The following is a 13,605-nucleotide window of genomic DNA, read 5'->3' as shown; positions in this document are numbered from 1 at the left end:
CTGTTGGATGGCGCGGCAGGGGACGGGGGCGCTACTTGATCAGCAGCGCCGATCCGCTGCCGTGAGTACGAAACACCGCCACAGCACTCACAAGGTCATCGGCCTGCCCACGCAGGCTGGATGCAGCAGCAGCCATCTCCTCCACCAGGGCCGCATTCTGCTGCGTGGCCTGGTCCATCAGCGTGACGGCCTCGCCCACCTGCGTGACCCCCGAGCTTTGCTCAGAGCTGGCAGCACTGATCTCCCCCATGAGGTGGGTGACGTTGCGTATGCTGGCAACCACCTCTGTCATGGTGTGGCCGGCCTTGTCCACGAGAGCCGTGCCGTGTTCCACGCGGCCGACACTTTCCGTGATCAACTGCTTGATCTCCTTGGCCGCAGCCGCGCTGCGCTGGGCCAGGTTGCGCACCTCGCTGGCCACCACAGCAAAGCCCCGGCCCTGATCGCCTGCGCGTGCGGCCTCCACGGCCGCGTTCAGCGCCAGGATGTTGGTCTGGAATGCAATGCCGTCGATCACGCTGATGATGTCATTGATCTTGCGGCTGGAGTCGTTGATGTCCTTCATGGTGGCCACCACCATGGCCACCACGTCACCGCCTTGTTGCGCAACGGTCGACGCTGAATGCGCCAGGCGGTTGGCATGGATCGCGTTGTCTGCGTTCTGCTTCACGGTGGAGCCCAGTTGCTCCATGGAGGCAGCGGTTTGCTGCAGCACGCTGGCCTGTTGTTCCGTGCGCATCGACAGGTTGTGATTGCCTTGCGCGATCTCGGCGCTGGCGGTCGATACGCTTTCTGATCCCTGGCGCACCCCTGCCACCAGGTTGGAAAGACTCAGCCGCATGGCTTCCATCGAAGTGACTACCGAAGCGATTTCGTTCTTGCCCTGCGCTACCAGCGGGGTGGCCAGGTTGCCCCGCGCAAACTCCCGCGTTGCCTGGCTTGCCTCGTTCAGGGGCCGGACGATGGAGCGGGTGGTGGCCACACCCAGCACGCAGGCAAACACCACCATGGCCACGCTGAGCAGGATCAGCTGCAGCCGCAGCGATTCAAACTGGCGCATAGATTCCTGGCTGGCACGTTTGCTGATGGCGTCGCTCTCGGCCAGGAAGGCCTCGATGTCGGCCACGAGCTTGGTCAGCAGGGGGCGGCATTGCTCGTTGATTTTCTTGATCGCCGCATCTTTTTCCCCCTGGCTCCCCAGTCGGGTGATCTCCAGCGCCACGGGTCCATAGGCCGCTTCGGTGTTCTTGATCTGGGCCAGCAGCTTGTTGAGGGGGGCGGTTTCAGGCGGGCCGACCTTGAGGGCCTCTTCGACTCCCTGGAGTGCCTTGCCCATGCCTTCATGTGCGATTCCAATGCGACGTGTCTCCGCGTCGGCATCTTCCTTGGAGCCCGCGATCACCAGGTTGCGGGCAGACACGGCCCTCGCATTGGCTGTATCCAGCACCCGGTTGCCCAGGCTTTTGATCACGTTCAGGTGATTGACCTGGTTGTCCAGGCTCTCCTGTGTCATGGACTCGCCACGGATACCCATGATGGCGACCAGGATCAGTGCACAGGTCAGGACAACATATCCAATACCAAGACGCGTTTTGATGCTCAGGTTCTGCAGGACATTCATGCGATGGACCCTCCAGCTGGTGATACGGGATGAGGCGCTTTTTCGGAGCACGCAGGAGCGGCAGGAAACCGGTGTTTACCATTTCGCAACGTGGGGCGCAACACGTTGCCACCGCCACCCTGCGGCGTTCTGGCGATATCGATGCGGCGGTGCGCAGCCGCCGCCTTGGGCACACGATGGTGCACAGGCCCTGATCTTCTGGGGGTTCCGGCGCGCGTCAAGAAGTTTTTGACCGAAAGGTGCGAAAGGCGCGCTGGGCACCCTGCTTGTGCAGGGGTAAGCGAGGGCGGGCGTGACCTGCCCTAACCGCGCACCGCACTTCTGAATGCAGCAGACAGTGCTGCAATGGCATCGCTGGGTCGGCCATCCGGGGCCCGGCTGTGAAGCACCACCGGCAGGCTTGGCAGTGCAGGAAGCCCAAGCCGGGCACCTACGTCCACCGCGCCCCAGGGCAACATGCGGGGTGCCAGTGCGGCTACGCCCAGCCCTGCAACAACAGCTGCGGACACTGCCGCCACGCCGCCGCCCACAAACACCTCGCGCCAGGGGATGGCGGCTGCATCGAGCAGTTTTCCAGCCATCGCACGCACGCCGCAGGGCTCTGCCAGGGTGGCCAGCGGCAGGGGGGCACCAGCGCGGTGCTGCCAGTGAGGCGCGGCAAACCAGCCAAATCGCTCTTCGGCCAGCACTTCGCCATCGCTGCGCCCGGCATGCATGCGGACCATGGCCGCGTCGAGTTCGCGCCGGTCAAAGCTTTGCAGCAGGTCGCCCGACGAGCCGATCCGGATGTCGATCAACAGCTGAGGGTCTTGTGCGTTCATGCGAGCAATCAGTGCAGGCAGTTCAGGCCCGGCGACGTGGTCACTGATGCCGATGGCCAAACGCTGCGGTGCTTCACCCAGCGCAGCCAGGGCACGCTCATGTGCAGCAAGCAGTGCGCGGCCATGGTCCAGGAAGGCGGCTCCCTGGGCTGACAGTTCCACGTACCGGGGGGTGCGCTCCAGCAGCCGGCAGCCCAGCCGGTCCTCCAGCCGCTTGAGCTTGAGGCTCACAGCGGCCTGGCTGGTCTGCATGGCCTCGGCTGCTCGGGTAAAGCTCTCCAGCTCGGCAACACGGACAAAAGCCTCGACGGCATCCAGATCCAGAGGGCGTTGCATGATATGTTTTTGTTATTGTTGATATAAGTATCAATAGCATATCAATATGGATAGCATGGCACCAGCTTTTTCACAAAAGGACCCTCCATGCCGCTCATCCACATTGCCATGCGTGCTGGCAAGCCCGCTGCCTACCGGCAAGCGATTTTCGACATGCTGTACCGCGCCATGCGCGAGACCTTCAATGTGCCCGAGGACGATCAGTTCATGACTCTCACCGAGCACGATGCCGCGAATTTCCGCTACAGCCCGTCGTACCTGGGTGTGGCACGCAGCGACGATGTGGTGTTCATCCAGATCACTGCCAACAACACACGCACGCTGGAGCAGAAGAAGGCGCTGTTTCAGCGCATCGCCCAGCTTCTGGGCGAAAGCCCTGGCCTCAGGCCGGAAGATGTGTTCGTGAACATTGTTGAGGTGGCCAAGGAGAACTGGTCCTTCGGCCACGGGCTGGCGCAATACGCCTGAGGGCTGGCGCGGGGGGGCAGAAGCCGCCAGCTCCGGCGCATGGGACGAAGCCGGCAACAGACGCCAGTCAACCCCAGTCAACGCCAGTCAACGCCAGCCGATGCCAACGGGAAGGAGACGCCACGCACCGTCTGCGTGGCGCATGCCGATTTTTGCGCTTCAGCCCAGATCGGCGGCCGAAGGCAGGTACAACCCCTCGGCGGTAGTGATGGCGCGCGCAGCCCGTGCAGCCCGCGCCGTGGCGATGGCTGTGGCCTCGGCCGCCATGGTGGCCAGCACCATCATGCCCGGGCTCTTGCCGCTGCGGCCCGTGCCCAGGCTGAACAGGGTGTCGCCGTCGGACATGGTGTGCACGGGGTTGATGCTGCGGGCCAGCCCGTCGTGCGCGGCCACGGCCAGGCGGTGGGCCTGCACCTTGGTGATGACCGCGTCAGTGGCGACCACACCGATGGTGGTGTTGGTGCCCGCCAGCAGGGGCTGGGGCGGGTCGCCGCGCAGCAGGGCGCGGCGCGTGTCGCGCAAACGCAGGCCGTCGTCGGTGCGGGCCCCGGCAATCACTTGCGCGGTGTCGGGGTCGATCACGTCGCCCAGCGCATTGCAGGCGATGAGGGCACCCACCGTGACGCCGTCCACGGTGACGGAGGCGGTGCCGATGCCACCCTTCATCGCACGCTGGATGCCGAAGATCTTGCCCAGCGCCGCACCGGTGCCCGCGCCCACGTTACCTTCGGCCGGGTCTGCGGTGGAGGCGGCCTCGCACGCCGCGTAGCCCGCCGCAGCATCGGGGCGCACGCGCATGTCGCCCACCAGCAGGTCAAACAGCACGGCGGCGGGCACGATGGGCAGGCGGCCCACGGCCACGTCGAAACCCACGCCGCGCTCTTCCAGCCAGCGCACGGCGCCGGTGGCGGCATCCAGCCCCCAGGCGCTGCCGCCCGCGAGCATGATGGCGTGCACCTTGTCCACCAGGTTGGAGGGGTGGAGCAAATCCGTCTCGCGCGTACCGGGTGCGGCACCGCGCACATCCACCCCGGCCACAGCGCCCTCGCGGGTGATGATGACGGTGCATCCAGTGGGGCGGCGGGTTTCGGTGAAGTGGCCGACCTCGATGCCGGCCACGCGGGTGATGCTGCCGGCGTCGCCAGCCATTGCGTGTGGAGAACTCATGGCTGGTGATTATGGTGCCCTGGGGCCGGGCGACAGTTGCGCAGCATCAGGGCCCTGGCGCTGCACGTGGAGTCGCGTCAGGGCGCTTTCTCGATCCGCTGGACATGGTAGGCCCCGCTGACCTGCTCGGCCCTAAAACGCACCTTGTCACCGGGTTTCAGGTCACCCACCACGCTGGCGTCGGACACGCGGAACACCATGGTCATGGGCGGCATCTCCAGGTTCTTGATCTCGCCGTGTTTGAGGGTCAGGCGCAGGGTGCGCGGGTCCCAGCGGGTGATTTCGCCTTCGCTCAGCTCCGCCTGTGGCGCGGACGGTGCGGTGGCGGCGGGGTGGTGGCTGCTGTGGCTGTCTGCGGCAGCCCCTGCGGGCGCCTGCGCCAGGGCGGGCCCTGCAACCAGGACAAACAGGGCGGCAGCCAGCGGGATGGAGTAGAGGTGCTGGGTCATGTGGATGCCTTTTTGTTGTAGCTGTTGAAGATGCGCGTGCTGCCGTCGTGGGCCACCAGCAGCACGTCGTACGGGTCGCGCCGGTCGCCATACACGGCGCCGTCCATGCCTGGCGATCCCACGGGCATGCCCGGCACGGCCAGGCCCAGGGCCTTGGGCTTTTGCTGCAGCAGCTTGCGCACATCGCTGGCGGGCACGTGGCCTTCCACCAGGTAGCCGCCCACCAGCGCGGTGTGGCACGAACCCAGTTTTGGCGGCAGTCCCAGGCGGGCACGCACGGCGTTGTTGCCGGTGGCATGCACCTTCACGGCAAAGCCGTTGGCTTGCATGTGGTCCACCCAGTCCTGGCAGCAGCCGCAGTTGGGGTCTTTCCACACTTCCAGCGGTGTGGGCGTGTTGGTGGCGGCGCGGGACCCAACCGGCAGCAAAGCGACGGCCAACCCCGCGCTCAGCAGAGGCAGAGTGGTGGCCAGCCATTGGCGGCGGGCAGGGCTGGGGAGCGCGGTCATGGATGCGGATGCAGCCCGAGGGCGTTGGAGGGTCATGGTGTTTCTCCTGGCGTTATGGATGGCGGGGCAGCACGGTGATGGTGCCGGTCATGCCGGCCTGGTAATGGCCGGGGATGAGGCAGGCAAAGTCAAAGCTGCCTGCGCGGTTGAAGTGCCACACGATGTCGCCGGCCTTGCCCGCCGCCACATGGGCCATGTAAGGCTCGTCGTGTTCCATGCCCGGGTGCTTTTTCATCATTTCGGCGTGCTGGTCCAGCTCCGCCTTGGTGCCGATCACGATCTCGTGCAGCACCTGGCCTTTGTTCTGTGCGCGCAGTCGCACGGTGTCGCCCTCGCGCACTTCGATGTGGCGGGGGCTGAACCGCATGTCGTCGCCCATGCGCACGGTGATCGTGCGGCGCACCTGCTGGGCGTCGCCTGCAATGCCCCAGTCCTTTTGCTCTTTGACCACGGGGGCTGTGGAGGTGCGGTGGGGCATGTTTTCATGCCCATAGGCAGAAAAAGTGCCGAATGCGCTAGTGCACATTGCCCAGGCAGCTATGAATTTGATAGTGTTCATGGTGATCGTTGGCATCAATGTTGGTGGCCGCTGGCAGCGGGCTTGCGTGCATTGGCCGCGCCTGGGGCGGTGCCTGGGGTGTCGGTGCGTGCAGGGCGTGGTGTGGCGGCCGGGGCGCCTTGCCATTCAAAGGCCTGGGTGCCACGTGGCTGCCTGAAGTCGCCGGGGTCGGCATAGCTGCCTGCGGGTTGGTCGGCGCGCACCTTCAGGGTGGTGAACATGCCGCCCATCTCCAGCGGGCCGAAGGGGCCGGTGCCCGTCATCATCGGGAAGGTGTTGTCGGGCAGCGGCATCTCCATGGAGCCCATGTCGGCCATGCCGCGCTCGCCCATCACCATGTAGTCGGGCACGATCTTCTGGATCTTGCCGACCAGGCCCCGGTGGTCCACGCCGATCATGGTAGGCACGGCGTGCCCCATGGCGCCCATGGTGTGGTGGCTCTTGTGGCAGTGCAGGGCCCAGTCGCCGGGTTCGTCGGCAATGAACTCCACCTGCCGCATCTGGCCCACCGCCACGTCGGTGGTCACTTCGGGCCAGCGCGCGCTTTTGGGCACAGGACCGCCGTCGGTACCGGTCACTTCAAACTCGTGCCCGTGCAGGTGGATAGGGTGGTTGGTCATGGTGAGGTTGCCCACGCGGATGCGCACGCGCTCGCCCTGGCGCGCCACCAGCGGGCTGATGGCGGGGAACACGCGGCTGTTCCAGCACCAGATGTTGTGGTCCAGCATGGTGTTGACCTTGGGGGTCATGCTGCCGGGCTCCACGTCAAAGGCGTTGAGCAAAAACGCGTAGTCGCGCTGCACCTTGGCGATCTGCGGGTGGCTGCCCTTCGGGTGGGTGATCCACAGGCCCATCATGCCCATGGCCATCTGCACCATCTCGTCGGCATGCGGGTGGTACATGAAGGTGCCGGGGCGGCGCGCCACAAACTCGTACACGAAGGTCTTGCCGGGCTGGATGGCGGGCTGGGTGAGGCCGCCGACGCCGTCCATGCCGTTGGGCAGGCGCTGGCCGTGCCAGTGGATGGTGGTGTGCTCTGGCAGGCGGTTGGTGACGAAGATGCGCACGCGATCGCCTTCGACCACCTCGATGGTGGGGCCGGGGCTCTGGCCGTTGTAGCCCCACATGTTGACCATGAAGCCGGGCGCCACCTCACGCACCACGGGCTCGGCCACCAGGTGGAACTCCTTGACGCCCGCGTTCATGCGCCAGGGGGCGGTCCAGCCGTTCAGGGTGACCACGGGGTTGTAGGGGCGGCCGGTGGGCGGGTGCAGCGGTGGCGCGGTGTCGGCGCTGGACTGTGTGGCGGGCTCGGGCAGCGCGGCCAGGGCCACGCGGCTGACGGAGGCTGCGGCCACGGCCGTGGCGGCGCCAGAAAAGAAATTGCGGCGGTTCATGTCAGTGGCCTTGTGGGGTGGTGGAGGCTGCGGCGCCGGAGGTGAGGCCCTGCAGTGCGCCGGGCGAGGTGCCGGTCAGCGCCAGTTGCAGGTCGGTCTCGGCCAGCCAGAAGTCGCGCTGCGCTTCGATGGCGTTGGCCACGGCCTGCGTGCTGTTGCGCGCTTCGGCCAGCATGTCCCACACGCTGGCCAGCATGCCGTTGTAGCGCAGCGTGGTCTCGTCGGCGATGAGCTGGCGCAGGGGCACCACTTCAGCCTGCTGCTGGCGCGCCAGGTCGAGGGCCGTGCGGTAGGTGAGCCAGGCGGCGCGCACCTCGCTGCGGGCGCGCACGGCGGTGTCTTGCAGCTGGGCTGCGCTTTGCTCCACCTCGGCCTGGGCGCGGGTGCGGGCTGCACCACCCCAGTCGAACAGGGGCAGGGGCAGCTCGATCTCCCAGCCGCGCTTGGTGTCGCTGCGGCCGGTGTCGCGTTCGGTCGCGGTGTTGCGGCTGTATGCCAGCCCAATGTCACCAAACACGGCGCCCGCACGGCTCCAGCCCTGGCGCGTGGCCTGGGTGTCCAGCTGGCGGCGGGCGGCTTGCACGTCCAGCCGCTCGCGCAGCGCCGTGGCTTCGATGCCATCGGCGGGTAAGGCGGTGGTGGGCAGGGGCGGCAGCTGCTGGGCCAGCTGGTATTGGGTTTGCTGCCCCCACAGGCCCATGCGGCGGTTGAGCTGCTCACGCTCGGTGGCGGCGGCCAGGCGGGCGCGGGCACGCTGGCGGGTGGCCTCGTGCAGCACGGCCTGTTCGCGGGCTTGTTGCAGGCGGCTCCAGTTGCCCACCTGCGCCATGCGGTGCGCCAGCTCGGCCCCGGCCCCGGCGGCTTCCACCATGCGGTCGTGCGTGGTGGCCACCTGCTCAGCGGCCACCGCCCGCAGCCAGGCGCGGCGGGTGTCTGCGGCCAGTTGCACCACATCCTGCGCGGCCTGCAGCGTGGCAATCTGCAGGCGTTCGGCCTCGCGCTGGGTGCGCCAGGGTAGGGTGATGAGGTCCATCAGGCCAAAGGCCAGGGTGCGTTCGATCTCACGCTCCTGGCTGTTGGTGAAACGCCCCAGGGTCAGGTGCGGGTTGGGCAGCGTGATGGCCTGCACCCGCTCGGCATCGGCCACGCCCAGCGCGGCCAGCCGGGCTTGCAGGCCGGGGTTGTTGAGCAGGGCAATGCGCACGGCGGCGTCTTGTGTCAGGGGTTGTGCGAGCCAGCTGTCGACGGACTGCTGGGCCTTTGCGCGAGCGCTCGGGTCTGTGGCGGGCAAGGCCGCCTGGGGCACCCCGGCAGTACGGCCCGCAGTGAGGGCCGCGACATCACTGCGCAGGCCGTCGGGCGACACGCTGGCGCAGCCCGCCAGCAGGGTGGCGGCAGCCAGTATGGAGAGGCGATGGGTGCTGATCATGGCTTGCCCTTCTGCTCGGGGTGGTGGGCGGGGTGGGCACTCCCTGGGCTTCCGTGATGCATTTCATGGCGTGTGCCGTGCTGCTTCCCATGCGGCATGCCGTGCTGCATGCCCTGGGGATGGTGTGGCATGGGAGCAGCCGTGGAGGCTGCGGGCGTGGGAGAAGGTGCCGAGCCTTTTTGCGCCTCCCAGGCCACGATGTCCGCATGGCCGCGCGGGAACGCGCCCACGGCCTCGTGCGCCTGCCGCCAGGCCTGGGGTGTGGGCAAGGCGTCCACCAGCGGGGGCTGCGGCGGCATGGCCGTGTACGGCAGGGGGGCCGTGGGCGCATCGGCGCGGGTAGCGTCGGGTGCAGATGGGCCCTGGGCTTGCGCCAGCAAGGGCGACAACAGGGCAAGACAAGCCAGTCGCATCAGCCACGATGGCCCGGGCGACGGCAAGGAGAGAAAAATGGCAGGGGCGCGCATGGCGATCTCCAGACAACGAACGAAAAAACAGTGCACTGCCGCCCGACGAACCCTGTTACTCAGGGGCCATCAGGCTATGGCAGACGCACTTCGGGCGTCGGAGATCAGGCGATGGGTGGTTTGATGGCCAGCGCCGCAGGGGCGCTGTCAAACTGCGCAGAGGCCAGGGGCAGCAAGGCTCCGGCGGGCAGGGGGGCGGGGGTCAGCGATGCGGGCAGGCCCAGCATGGCCGAGTGGCAGATTTCGCAGGCCGAGCAGCTGGCGCTGTGGTGGTCGTGGTCGTCGCCCGATTTGCAGCCCGCATCGGGGTTCTGGCAGGCCGCAGAGTGGCTGGCAGTGTGGTCGATGCCGGGCTCAGCGGCCGGGGCGCCATGGTGGGCGTGGGCGTCGGCGGGTGCCACGCCCTCGGCCTGCGCCAGGGTTGCGGAATGATCGTGGGAATGGCCCTGGTCGTGGGCCATGCCTTCCGCCGTAGGCTGATGGGCCTCGGTGTGCTGTGCGGCGCCTGCAGGAAGCAGCGGAGCCACAATGCCCGCCGCCATGGCCGTGCCCGTCAGGCCCCGAAGGACCAGCACCACCATCAGCAGGAAGAAAAAGCCGCGACGCATCCTTCAATGATACGGCGGAGCCGCTCAAGGTTCCGCAGGTAACCACTTTCTGGCCCTACGGGCAACCCTGCGCAAATCGTGAATGCCTTTTCCGACCATGGGCAGTAACATGTGACGAAACATGTCTGCCCGCTTGCCTGCGGCTGTCGGCAGATATGTGCTCAAGCGTTCTTTCTCTTGCACAGAAAGGTCGGTATGCCCTCATGGGTCGCTGGAATGTGGAGCACCTTGTCCGCGCGGATTCGCTGGCTGGTGCTGTGGGCCACGCTGCCAGCGGTGCTGCTGGTGGTGTACCAGGCACGGGCCCACCGCACAGACGCGATTGCTGCGGCCGAAGAGCGCGCGCTGCAGACCCTGCAGTCGGTGGCTGGCACCCAGCAGCGGCTGATCCAGAACACCCGCCAGTTTCTGCAGCAGTTGGCCGCCATGCCGCAGGTGCACGACCCTTCAGCGTCCCAGTGTGGGCGTTACCTGGCCGAAGTGCTGTCGCTCAATGCCACCTACGTCAACATTGGCGTGCCACGGGCGGACGGCGAGCTGCTGTGCAATGCGCGTCCGCTCAAGGCGCCTGTCAACGTCGCCAACCGCCCATATTTTCAGCAGACGATTTCGGGGCGGGACTTTGCGGTGGGCAGCTTCCAGGTGGACCGTGCCGCCCAGGTGGCCAGTGTCAATTTTGCCTACCCGGTGATACCGCCCGGCACGCAGGAGGTGGTGGCGGCCGCCGTGGCGGTGGTGTCGCTGGAGTGGTGGAGCCGGCGGCTCACCGACCTGGGGCTGCCGGACGGCGCGGTGGCCCGGGTGTCCGACCCTGAGGGGCGCGTGCTGGCGCGTTATCCCCCCGACGCCAGCGAGCTGGGGGCACCGTTTGCCGATGCCGAGTTCCGCGCCCTGGTGCTGCAAACGCCCCAGGGGCAGCGCCAGCGGTACCGCCCTGATGGCGCGCCCGAGCTGGTGGTGTTCCAGCCGCTGATCGAGGCAGGCGGCAAACCGGTGGCCACCATGAGCCTGGCCGTGCCGCTGGACAACCTGTACGCCGCGGCCAACAGCCGCATGTGGACCGAGATGGCGTTCTTGCTGGGCGGCCTGGTGCTGTCATTTGTCGTGGCGCAAGTGGGCGTGCGGCGCGGCGTGATGCGGCCCCTGAGGCGCCTGATGCACGCCACGGACGAGCTGGCCGAGGGGCGCTATGTATCGCGCGTTCCCGCCACGGGCCTGCAGGAGCTGACCGAGCTGGGCCGCCGGTTTGACCGCATGGCCCTGACGCGACAGAAAGCCGAGGCCGAACTGCGCCAGAGCGAAGAAAACCTGGCCATCACGCTGCTTTCCATCGGCGATGGCGTGATCGCCACCGATGCGCAGGGCCGCATCACCCGCATGAATGTGGTGGCCGAGCGCCTGACAGGCTGGCCGTTGGCACAGGCCATGGGCCAGCCGTTGCCCGAGGTGTTCCGCATCATCAACACCGGTACCCGCGAGCCGCAGGTGGACCCGGTACAGCTGGTGATGGACCGGGGCCAGGTGGTGGCATTGAGCAACCACACCACGCTGCAGGCCCGGCATGGCGCCGAGTACCACATTGCCGATAGCGCCGCTCCCATTCGCAACTCCCAGGGGCAGATCGTGGGGGTGGTGCTGGTGTTCAGCGACGTGAGCGAGTCCTACCGCGTGCGCCGCAAGCTGGAGGACAACGAGGCGCGTTTTCGCACCCTCACCGCGTTGTCGTCCGACTGGTACTGGGAGCAGGACGCGCAGTTTCGCCTCACGCATGTCGAAGGCCGGGCCGATGACCGGCTGGTGCAGGAGGCCGCGCTGCACATGGGCAAGACGCGCTGGGAGCTGGCCGCACCGGGCATGAGCGACGCGCTGTGGGAAGAACACCGCGCGCTGCTGGAGCGCCACCAGGAGTTCCGCGACTTCGAGTTCGAGCGCCGCGACCAGCAGGGCTGCTCGTACTGGGTGTCCATCAGCGGCACGCCCGTGTTTGATGACGACGGTGTGTTTTGTGGCTATCGGGGCGTGGGCAAGGACATCTCCGCCCGCAAGCGCGACGAGAACGAGCTGCGCATTGCCGCCATTGCGTTCGAGTCGCAGGAGGGCATGATCGTCACCGACGCGGACACCCTCATCCTGCGCACCAACCGCGCCTTCAGCCGCATCACCGGCTACGGCGCCGACGAGGTGGTGGGCCGCCGCACCAGCCTGCTGGCCTCGGGCCACCATGACAAGGCATTTTTTGATGCCATGTGGGCCAGCCTGGCCAGCACTGGCGAGTGGAAGGGCGAGCTGTGGAACCGCTGCAAGAGCGGCGAGGTGAACCTGCACTTCATGGCCATCACCGCCGTGACGGACCAGCACGGGGTGCTGACGCACTATGTCGCCACCCTCAATGACATCACCCAGAGCGCGGCTGCGGCGCGGGAGATCGAGCACCTGGCGTTCTACGACCCGCTCACCCACCTGCCCAACCGCCGCCTGATGATGGACCGCCTGCAGCAGGCGTTTGCCACCAGTGCGCGCGCTGGCCTGCAAGGGGCGCTGCTGTGCCTGGACCTGGACCACTTCAAGACCCTGAACGACACCCTGGGCCACGACATGGGCGATGTGCTGCTGCAGCAGGTGGCCCAGCGGTTGACGGCCTGTGTGCGTGAAGGTGACACCGTCGCGCGGCTGGGTGGTGACGAGTTTCTGGTGCTGCTGGAAGACCTGGGCGCCCTCGCCACCGACGCTGCCGAGCAGGCGCAGATGGTGGGCGAAAAGATTCTGGCCGCGCTCAACCAGCCCTACCAGCTCGCATCACACCATGTGCACAGCACCACCAGTGTGGGCGCCGTGCTGTTCAGCGGCCAGGCGCAGACGGTGGAAGATGTGGTCAAGCACGCCGACCTGGCCATGTATGCCGCCAAGACCGCCGGGCGCAATGGCATCCGCTTTTTTGACCCGCGCATGCAGGCCGCCGTCACTGCCCGCGCGGCGCTGGAGAATGACCTGCGCACGGCCCTGGAACAGGGCCAGTTCACACTGCACTACCAGGTGCAGGTGGGTTGCGGCAAGCATGTGGTGGGGGCCGAGGTGCTGATCCGCTGGAACCACCCGGCGCGCGGCATGGTGCCGCCGTTCGAGTTCATCCCGCTGGCCGAAGAGACCGGGCTGATCCTGCCCATCGGCCTGTGGGTGCTTCAGACCGCCTGCAGCCAGCTGCGCCGCTGGCAGGACCACCCTGCCACGGCCGACCTGCAACTGGCGGTGAACGTAAGCGCCCGCCAGTTCCGCCAGGCCGACTTCATGGAGCAGGTGGTGGCCGTGCTGCGGCAGACCGGCGCGCGGCCCGACCGCCTGAAGCTGGAGCTGACCGAGAGTCTGGCGCTGGACAACGTGGACGACACCATCGCCAAGATGAATGCACTGCGCGCGCTGGGCCTGCGCTTTTCGATGGACGACTTCGGCACCGGCCAGTCGTCGCTGTCGTACCTCACGCGGCTGCCGCTGGACCAGCTCAAGATCGACCAGAGCTTTGTGCGCAACATTGGCATCCAGCACACCGACGCGCTCATCGTGCAGACCATCATCGGCATGGCGCAGAGCCTGGGCATCGACGTGATTGCCGAGGGGGTGGAGACCGAGGCGCAGCGCGCGTTTCTGGAGCGCCACGGCTGCACGCTGTGGCAGGGCTACCTGTTCAGCCGCCCGGTGCCCATCGAGGTGCTGGAGCACCGGCTGCACAGTGGGCTGGGCTGGCAGGTGTCCACGTAGAAGGTGTGTCTCTGCAGGGCG

At 67.2% G+C, this 13,605-nt stretch carries 12 protein-coding genes; 2 read left to right on the top strand and 10 right to left on the bottom strand.

What is annotated here, in order from left to right; all coding sequences use genetic code 11:
- Positions 1-31: 31 nt before the first annotated feature.
- Positions 32-1,621, bottom strand: coding sequence for a methyl-accepting chemotaxis protein (locus tag ACTJKQ_RS12565; RefSeq protein WP_440596995.1), 1,590 nt, complete (start codon positions 1,619-1,621; stop codon positions 32-34).
- 302 nt (positions 1,622-1,923) lie between these two features.
- Positions 1,924-2,781 carry a LysR family transcriptional regulator gene (locus ACTJKQ_RS12560; RefSeq protein ID WP_440597027.1) on the bottom strand — a complete coding sequence of 286 codons (858 nt, stop codon included), beginning with the start codon at positions 2,779-2,781 and terminating at the stop codon, positions 1,924-1,926.
- An 84-nt stretch (positions 2,782-2,865) separates the two neighbouring features.
- Between ACTJKQ_RS12560 and ACTJKQ_RS12555 the strand changes: the two genes are divergently transcribed.
- Positions 2,866-3,246 (top strand): tautomerase family protein, encoded by a 381-nt coding sequence (locus ACTJKQ_RS12555; protein ID WP_116747355.1) that lies wholly within the window; start codon positions 2,866-2,868, stop codon positions 3,244-3,246.
- Positions 3,247-3,405: 159 nt separating this feature from the next.
- On the opposite strand, the gene ACTJKQ_RS12550 is transcribed toward ACTJKQ_RS12555, so the two are convergent.
- The 8 genes from ACTJKQ_RS12550 to ACTJKQ_RS12515 all read right to left on the bottom strand — a co-directional run bounded on the left by ACTJKQ_RS12550 (position 3,406) and on the right by ACTJKQ_RS12515 (position 9,831).
- Positions 3,406-4,413 carry a P1 family peptidase gene (locus ACTJKQ_RS12550; RefSeq protein WP_192421841.1) on the bottom strand — a complete coding sequence of 336 codons (1,008 nt, stop codon included), beginning with the start codon at positions 4,411-4,413 and terminating at the stop codon, positions 3,406-3,408.
- A gap of 77 nt (positions 4,414-4,490) precedes the next feature.
- Entirely contained in the window at positions 4,491-4,862 is a 372-nt protein-coding gene (locus tag ACTJKQ_RS12545; RefSeq protein WP_440596994.1) for a copper-binding protein, read from the bottom strand.
- Entirely contained in the window at positions 4,859-5,407 is a 549-nt protein-coding gene (locus tag ACTJKQ_RS12540; RefSeq protein ID WP_440596993.1) for a DUF411 domain-containing protein, read from the bottom strand. The genes ACTJKQ_RS12545 and ACTJKQ_RS12540 overlap by 4 nt, the downstream gene beginning before the upstream one ends.
- A gap of 16 nt (positions 5,408-5,423) precedes the next feature.
- Complete coding sequence (locus ACTJKQ_RS12535) at positions 5,424-5,930, bottom strand: cupredoxin domain-containing protein (RefSeq protein WP_440596992.1); 507 nt, start codon at positions 5,928-5,930, stop codon at positions 5,424-5,426.
- A 14-nt stretch (positions 5,931-5,944) separates the two neighbouring features.
- A complete protein-coding gene (locus ACTJKQ_RS12530; protein WP_056064092.1) occupies positions 5,945-7,327 on the bottom strand; it encodes a multicopper oxidase family protein in 1,383 nt (460 codons plus the stop codon).
- Between the two features lies 1 nt (position 7,328).
- Positions 7,329-8,756 (bottom strand): TolC family protein, encoded by a 1,428-nt coding sequence (locus ACTJKQ_RS12525; protein WP_440596991.1) that lies wholly within the window; start codon positions 8,754-8,756, stop codon positions 7,329-7,331.
- Positions 8,753-9,223 (bottom strand): hypothetical protein, encoded by a 471-nt coding sequence (locus tag ACTJKQ_RS12520; protein ID WP_440596990.1) that lies wholly within the window; start codon positions 9,221-9,223, stop codon positions 8,753-8,755. Before ACTJKQ_RS12520 ends, ACTJKQ_RS12525 begins: the two co-directional genes overlap by 4 nt.
- A 104-nt stretch (positions 9,224-9,327) precedes the next feature.
- Positions 9,328-9,831, bottom strand: coding sequence for a hypothetical protein (locus tag ACTJKQ_RS12515; RefSeq protein ID WP_440596989.1), 504 nt, complete (start codon positions 9,829-9,831; stop codon positions 9,328-9,330).
- A 228-nt stretch (positions 9,832-10,059) separates the two neighbouring features.
- Here ACTJKQ_RS12515 and ACTJKQ_RS12510 point away from each other — a divergent pair, with 228 nt between their 5' ends.
- Positions 10,060-13,584, top strand: a complete 3,525-nt coding sequence (locus ACTJKQ_RS12510; RefSeq protein ID WP_440596988.1) for an EAL domain-containing protein — start codon at positions 10,060-10,062, stop codon at positions 13,582-13,584.
- Positions 13,585-13,605 lie beyond the last annotated feature (21 nt).

Source organism: Acidovorax sp. 22279 (assembly GCF_052045435.1).
GTDB lineage: Bacteria > Pseudomonadota > Gammaproteobacteria > Burkholderiales > Burkholderiaceae_C > Acidovorax > Acidovorax delafieldii.
The sequence above is the reverse complement of the archived record's forward strand: the minus strand, read 5'-3'. Positions and strand labels throughout refer to the sequence as shown.

Bases quoted from the DNA above. Each gene is read 5' to 3' on its own strand.
- ACTJKQ_RS12545 (WP_440596994.1), bottom strand. From the start codon at position 4,862: ATGACCCAGCACCTCTACTCCATCCCGCTGGCTGCCGCCCTGTTTGTC.
- ACTJKQ_RS12515 (WP_440596989.1), bottom strand. From the start codon at position 9,831: ATGCGTCGCGGCTTTTTCTTCCTGCTGATGGTGGTGCTGGTCCTTCGG.
- ACTJKQ_RS12550 (WP_192421841.1), bottom strand. From the start codon at position 4,413: ATGAGTTCTCCACACGCAATGGCTGGCGACGCCGGCAGCATCACCCGC.
- ACTJKQ_RS12555 (WP_116747355.1), top strand. From the start codon at position 2,866: ATGCCGCTCATCCACATTGCCATGCGTGCTGGCAAGCCCGCTGCCTAC.
- ACTJKQ_RS12530 (WP_056064092.1), bottom strand. From the start codon at position 7,327: ATGAACCGCCGCAATTTCTTTTCTGGCGCCGCCACGGCCGTGGCCGCA.
- ACTJKQ_RS12535 (WP_440596992.1), bottom strand. From the start codon at position 5,930: ATGAACACTATCAAATTCATAGCTGCCTGGGCAATGTGCACTAGCGCA.
- ACTJKQ_RS12525 (WP_440596991.1), bottom strand. From the start codon at position 8,756: ATGATCAGCACCCATCGCCTCTCCATACTGGCTGCCGCCACCCTGCTG.
- ACTJKQ_RS12540 (WP_440596993.1), bottom strand. From the start codon at position 5,407: ATGACCCTCCAACGCCCTCGGGCTGCATCCGCATCCATGACCGCGCTC.
- ACTJKQ_RS12565 (WP_440596995.1), bottom strand. From the start codon at position 1,621: ATGAATGTCCTGCAGAACCTGAGCATCAAAACGCGTCTTGGTATTGGA.
- ACTJKQ_RS12520 (WP_440596990.1), bottom strand. From the start codon at position 9,223: ATGCGCGCCCCTGCCATTTTTCTCTCCTTGCCGTCGCCCGGGCCATCG.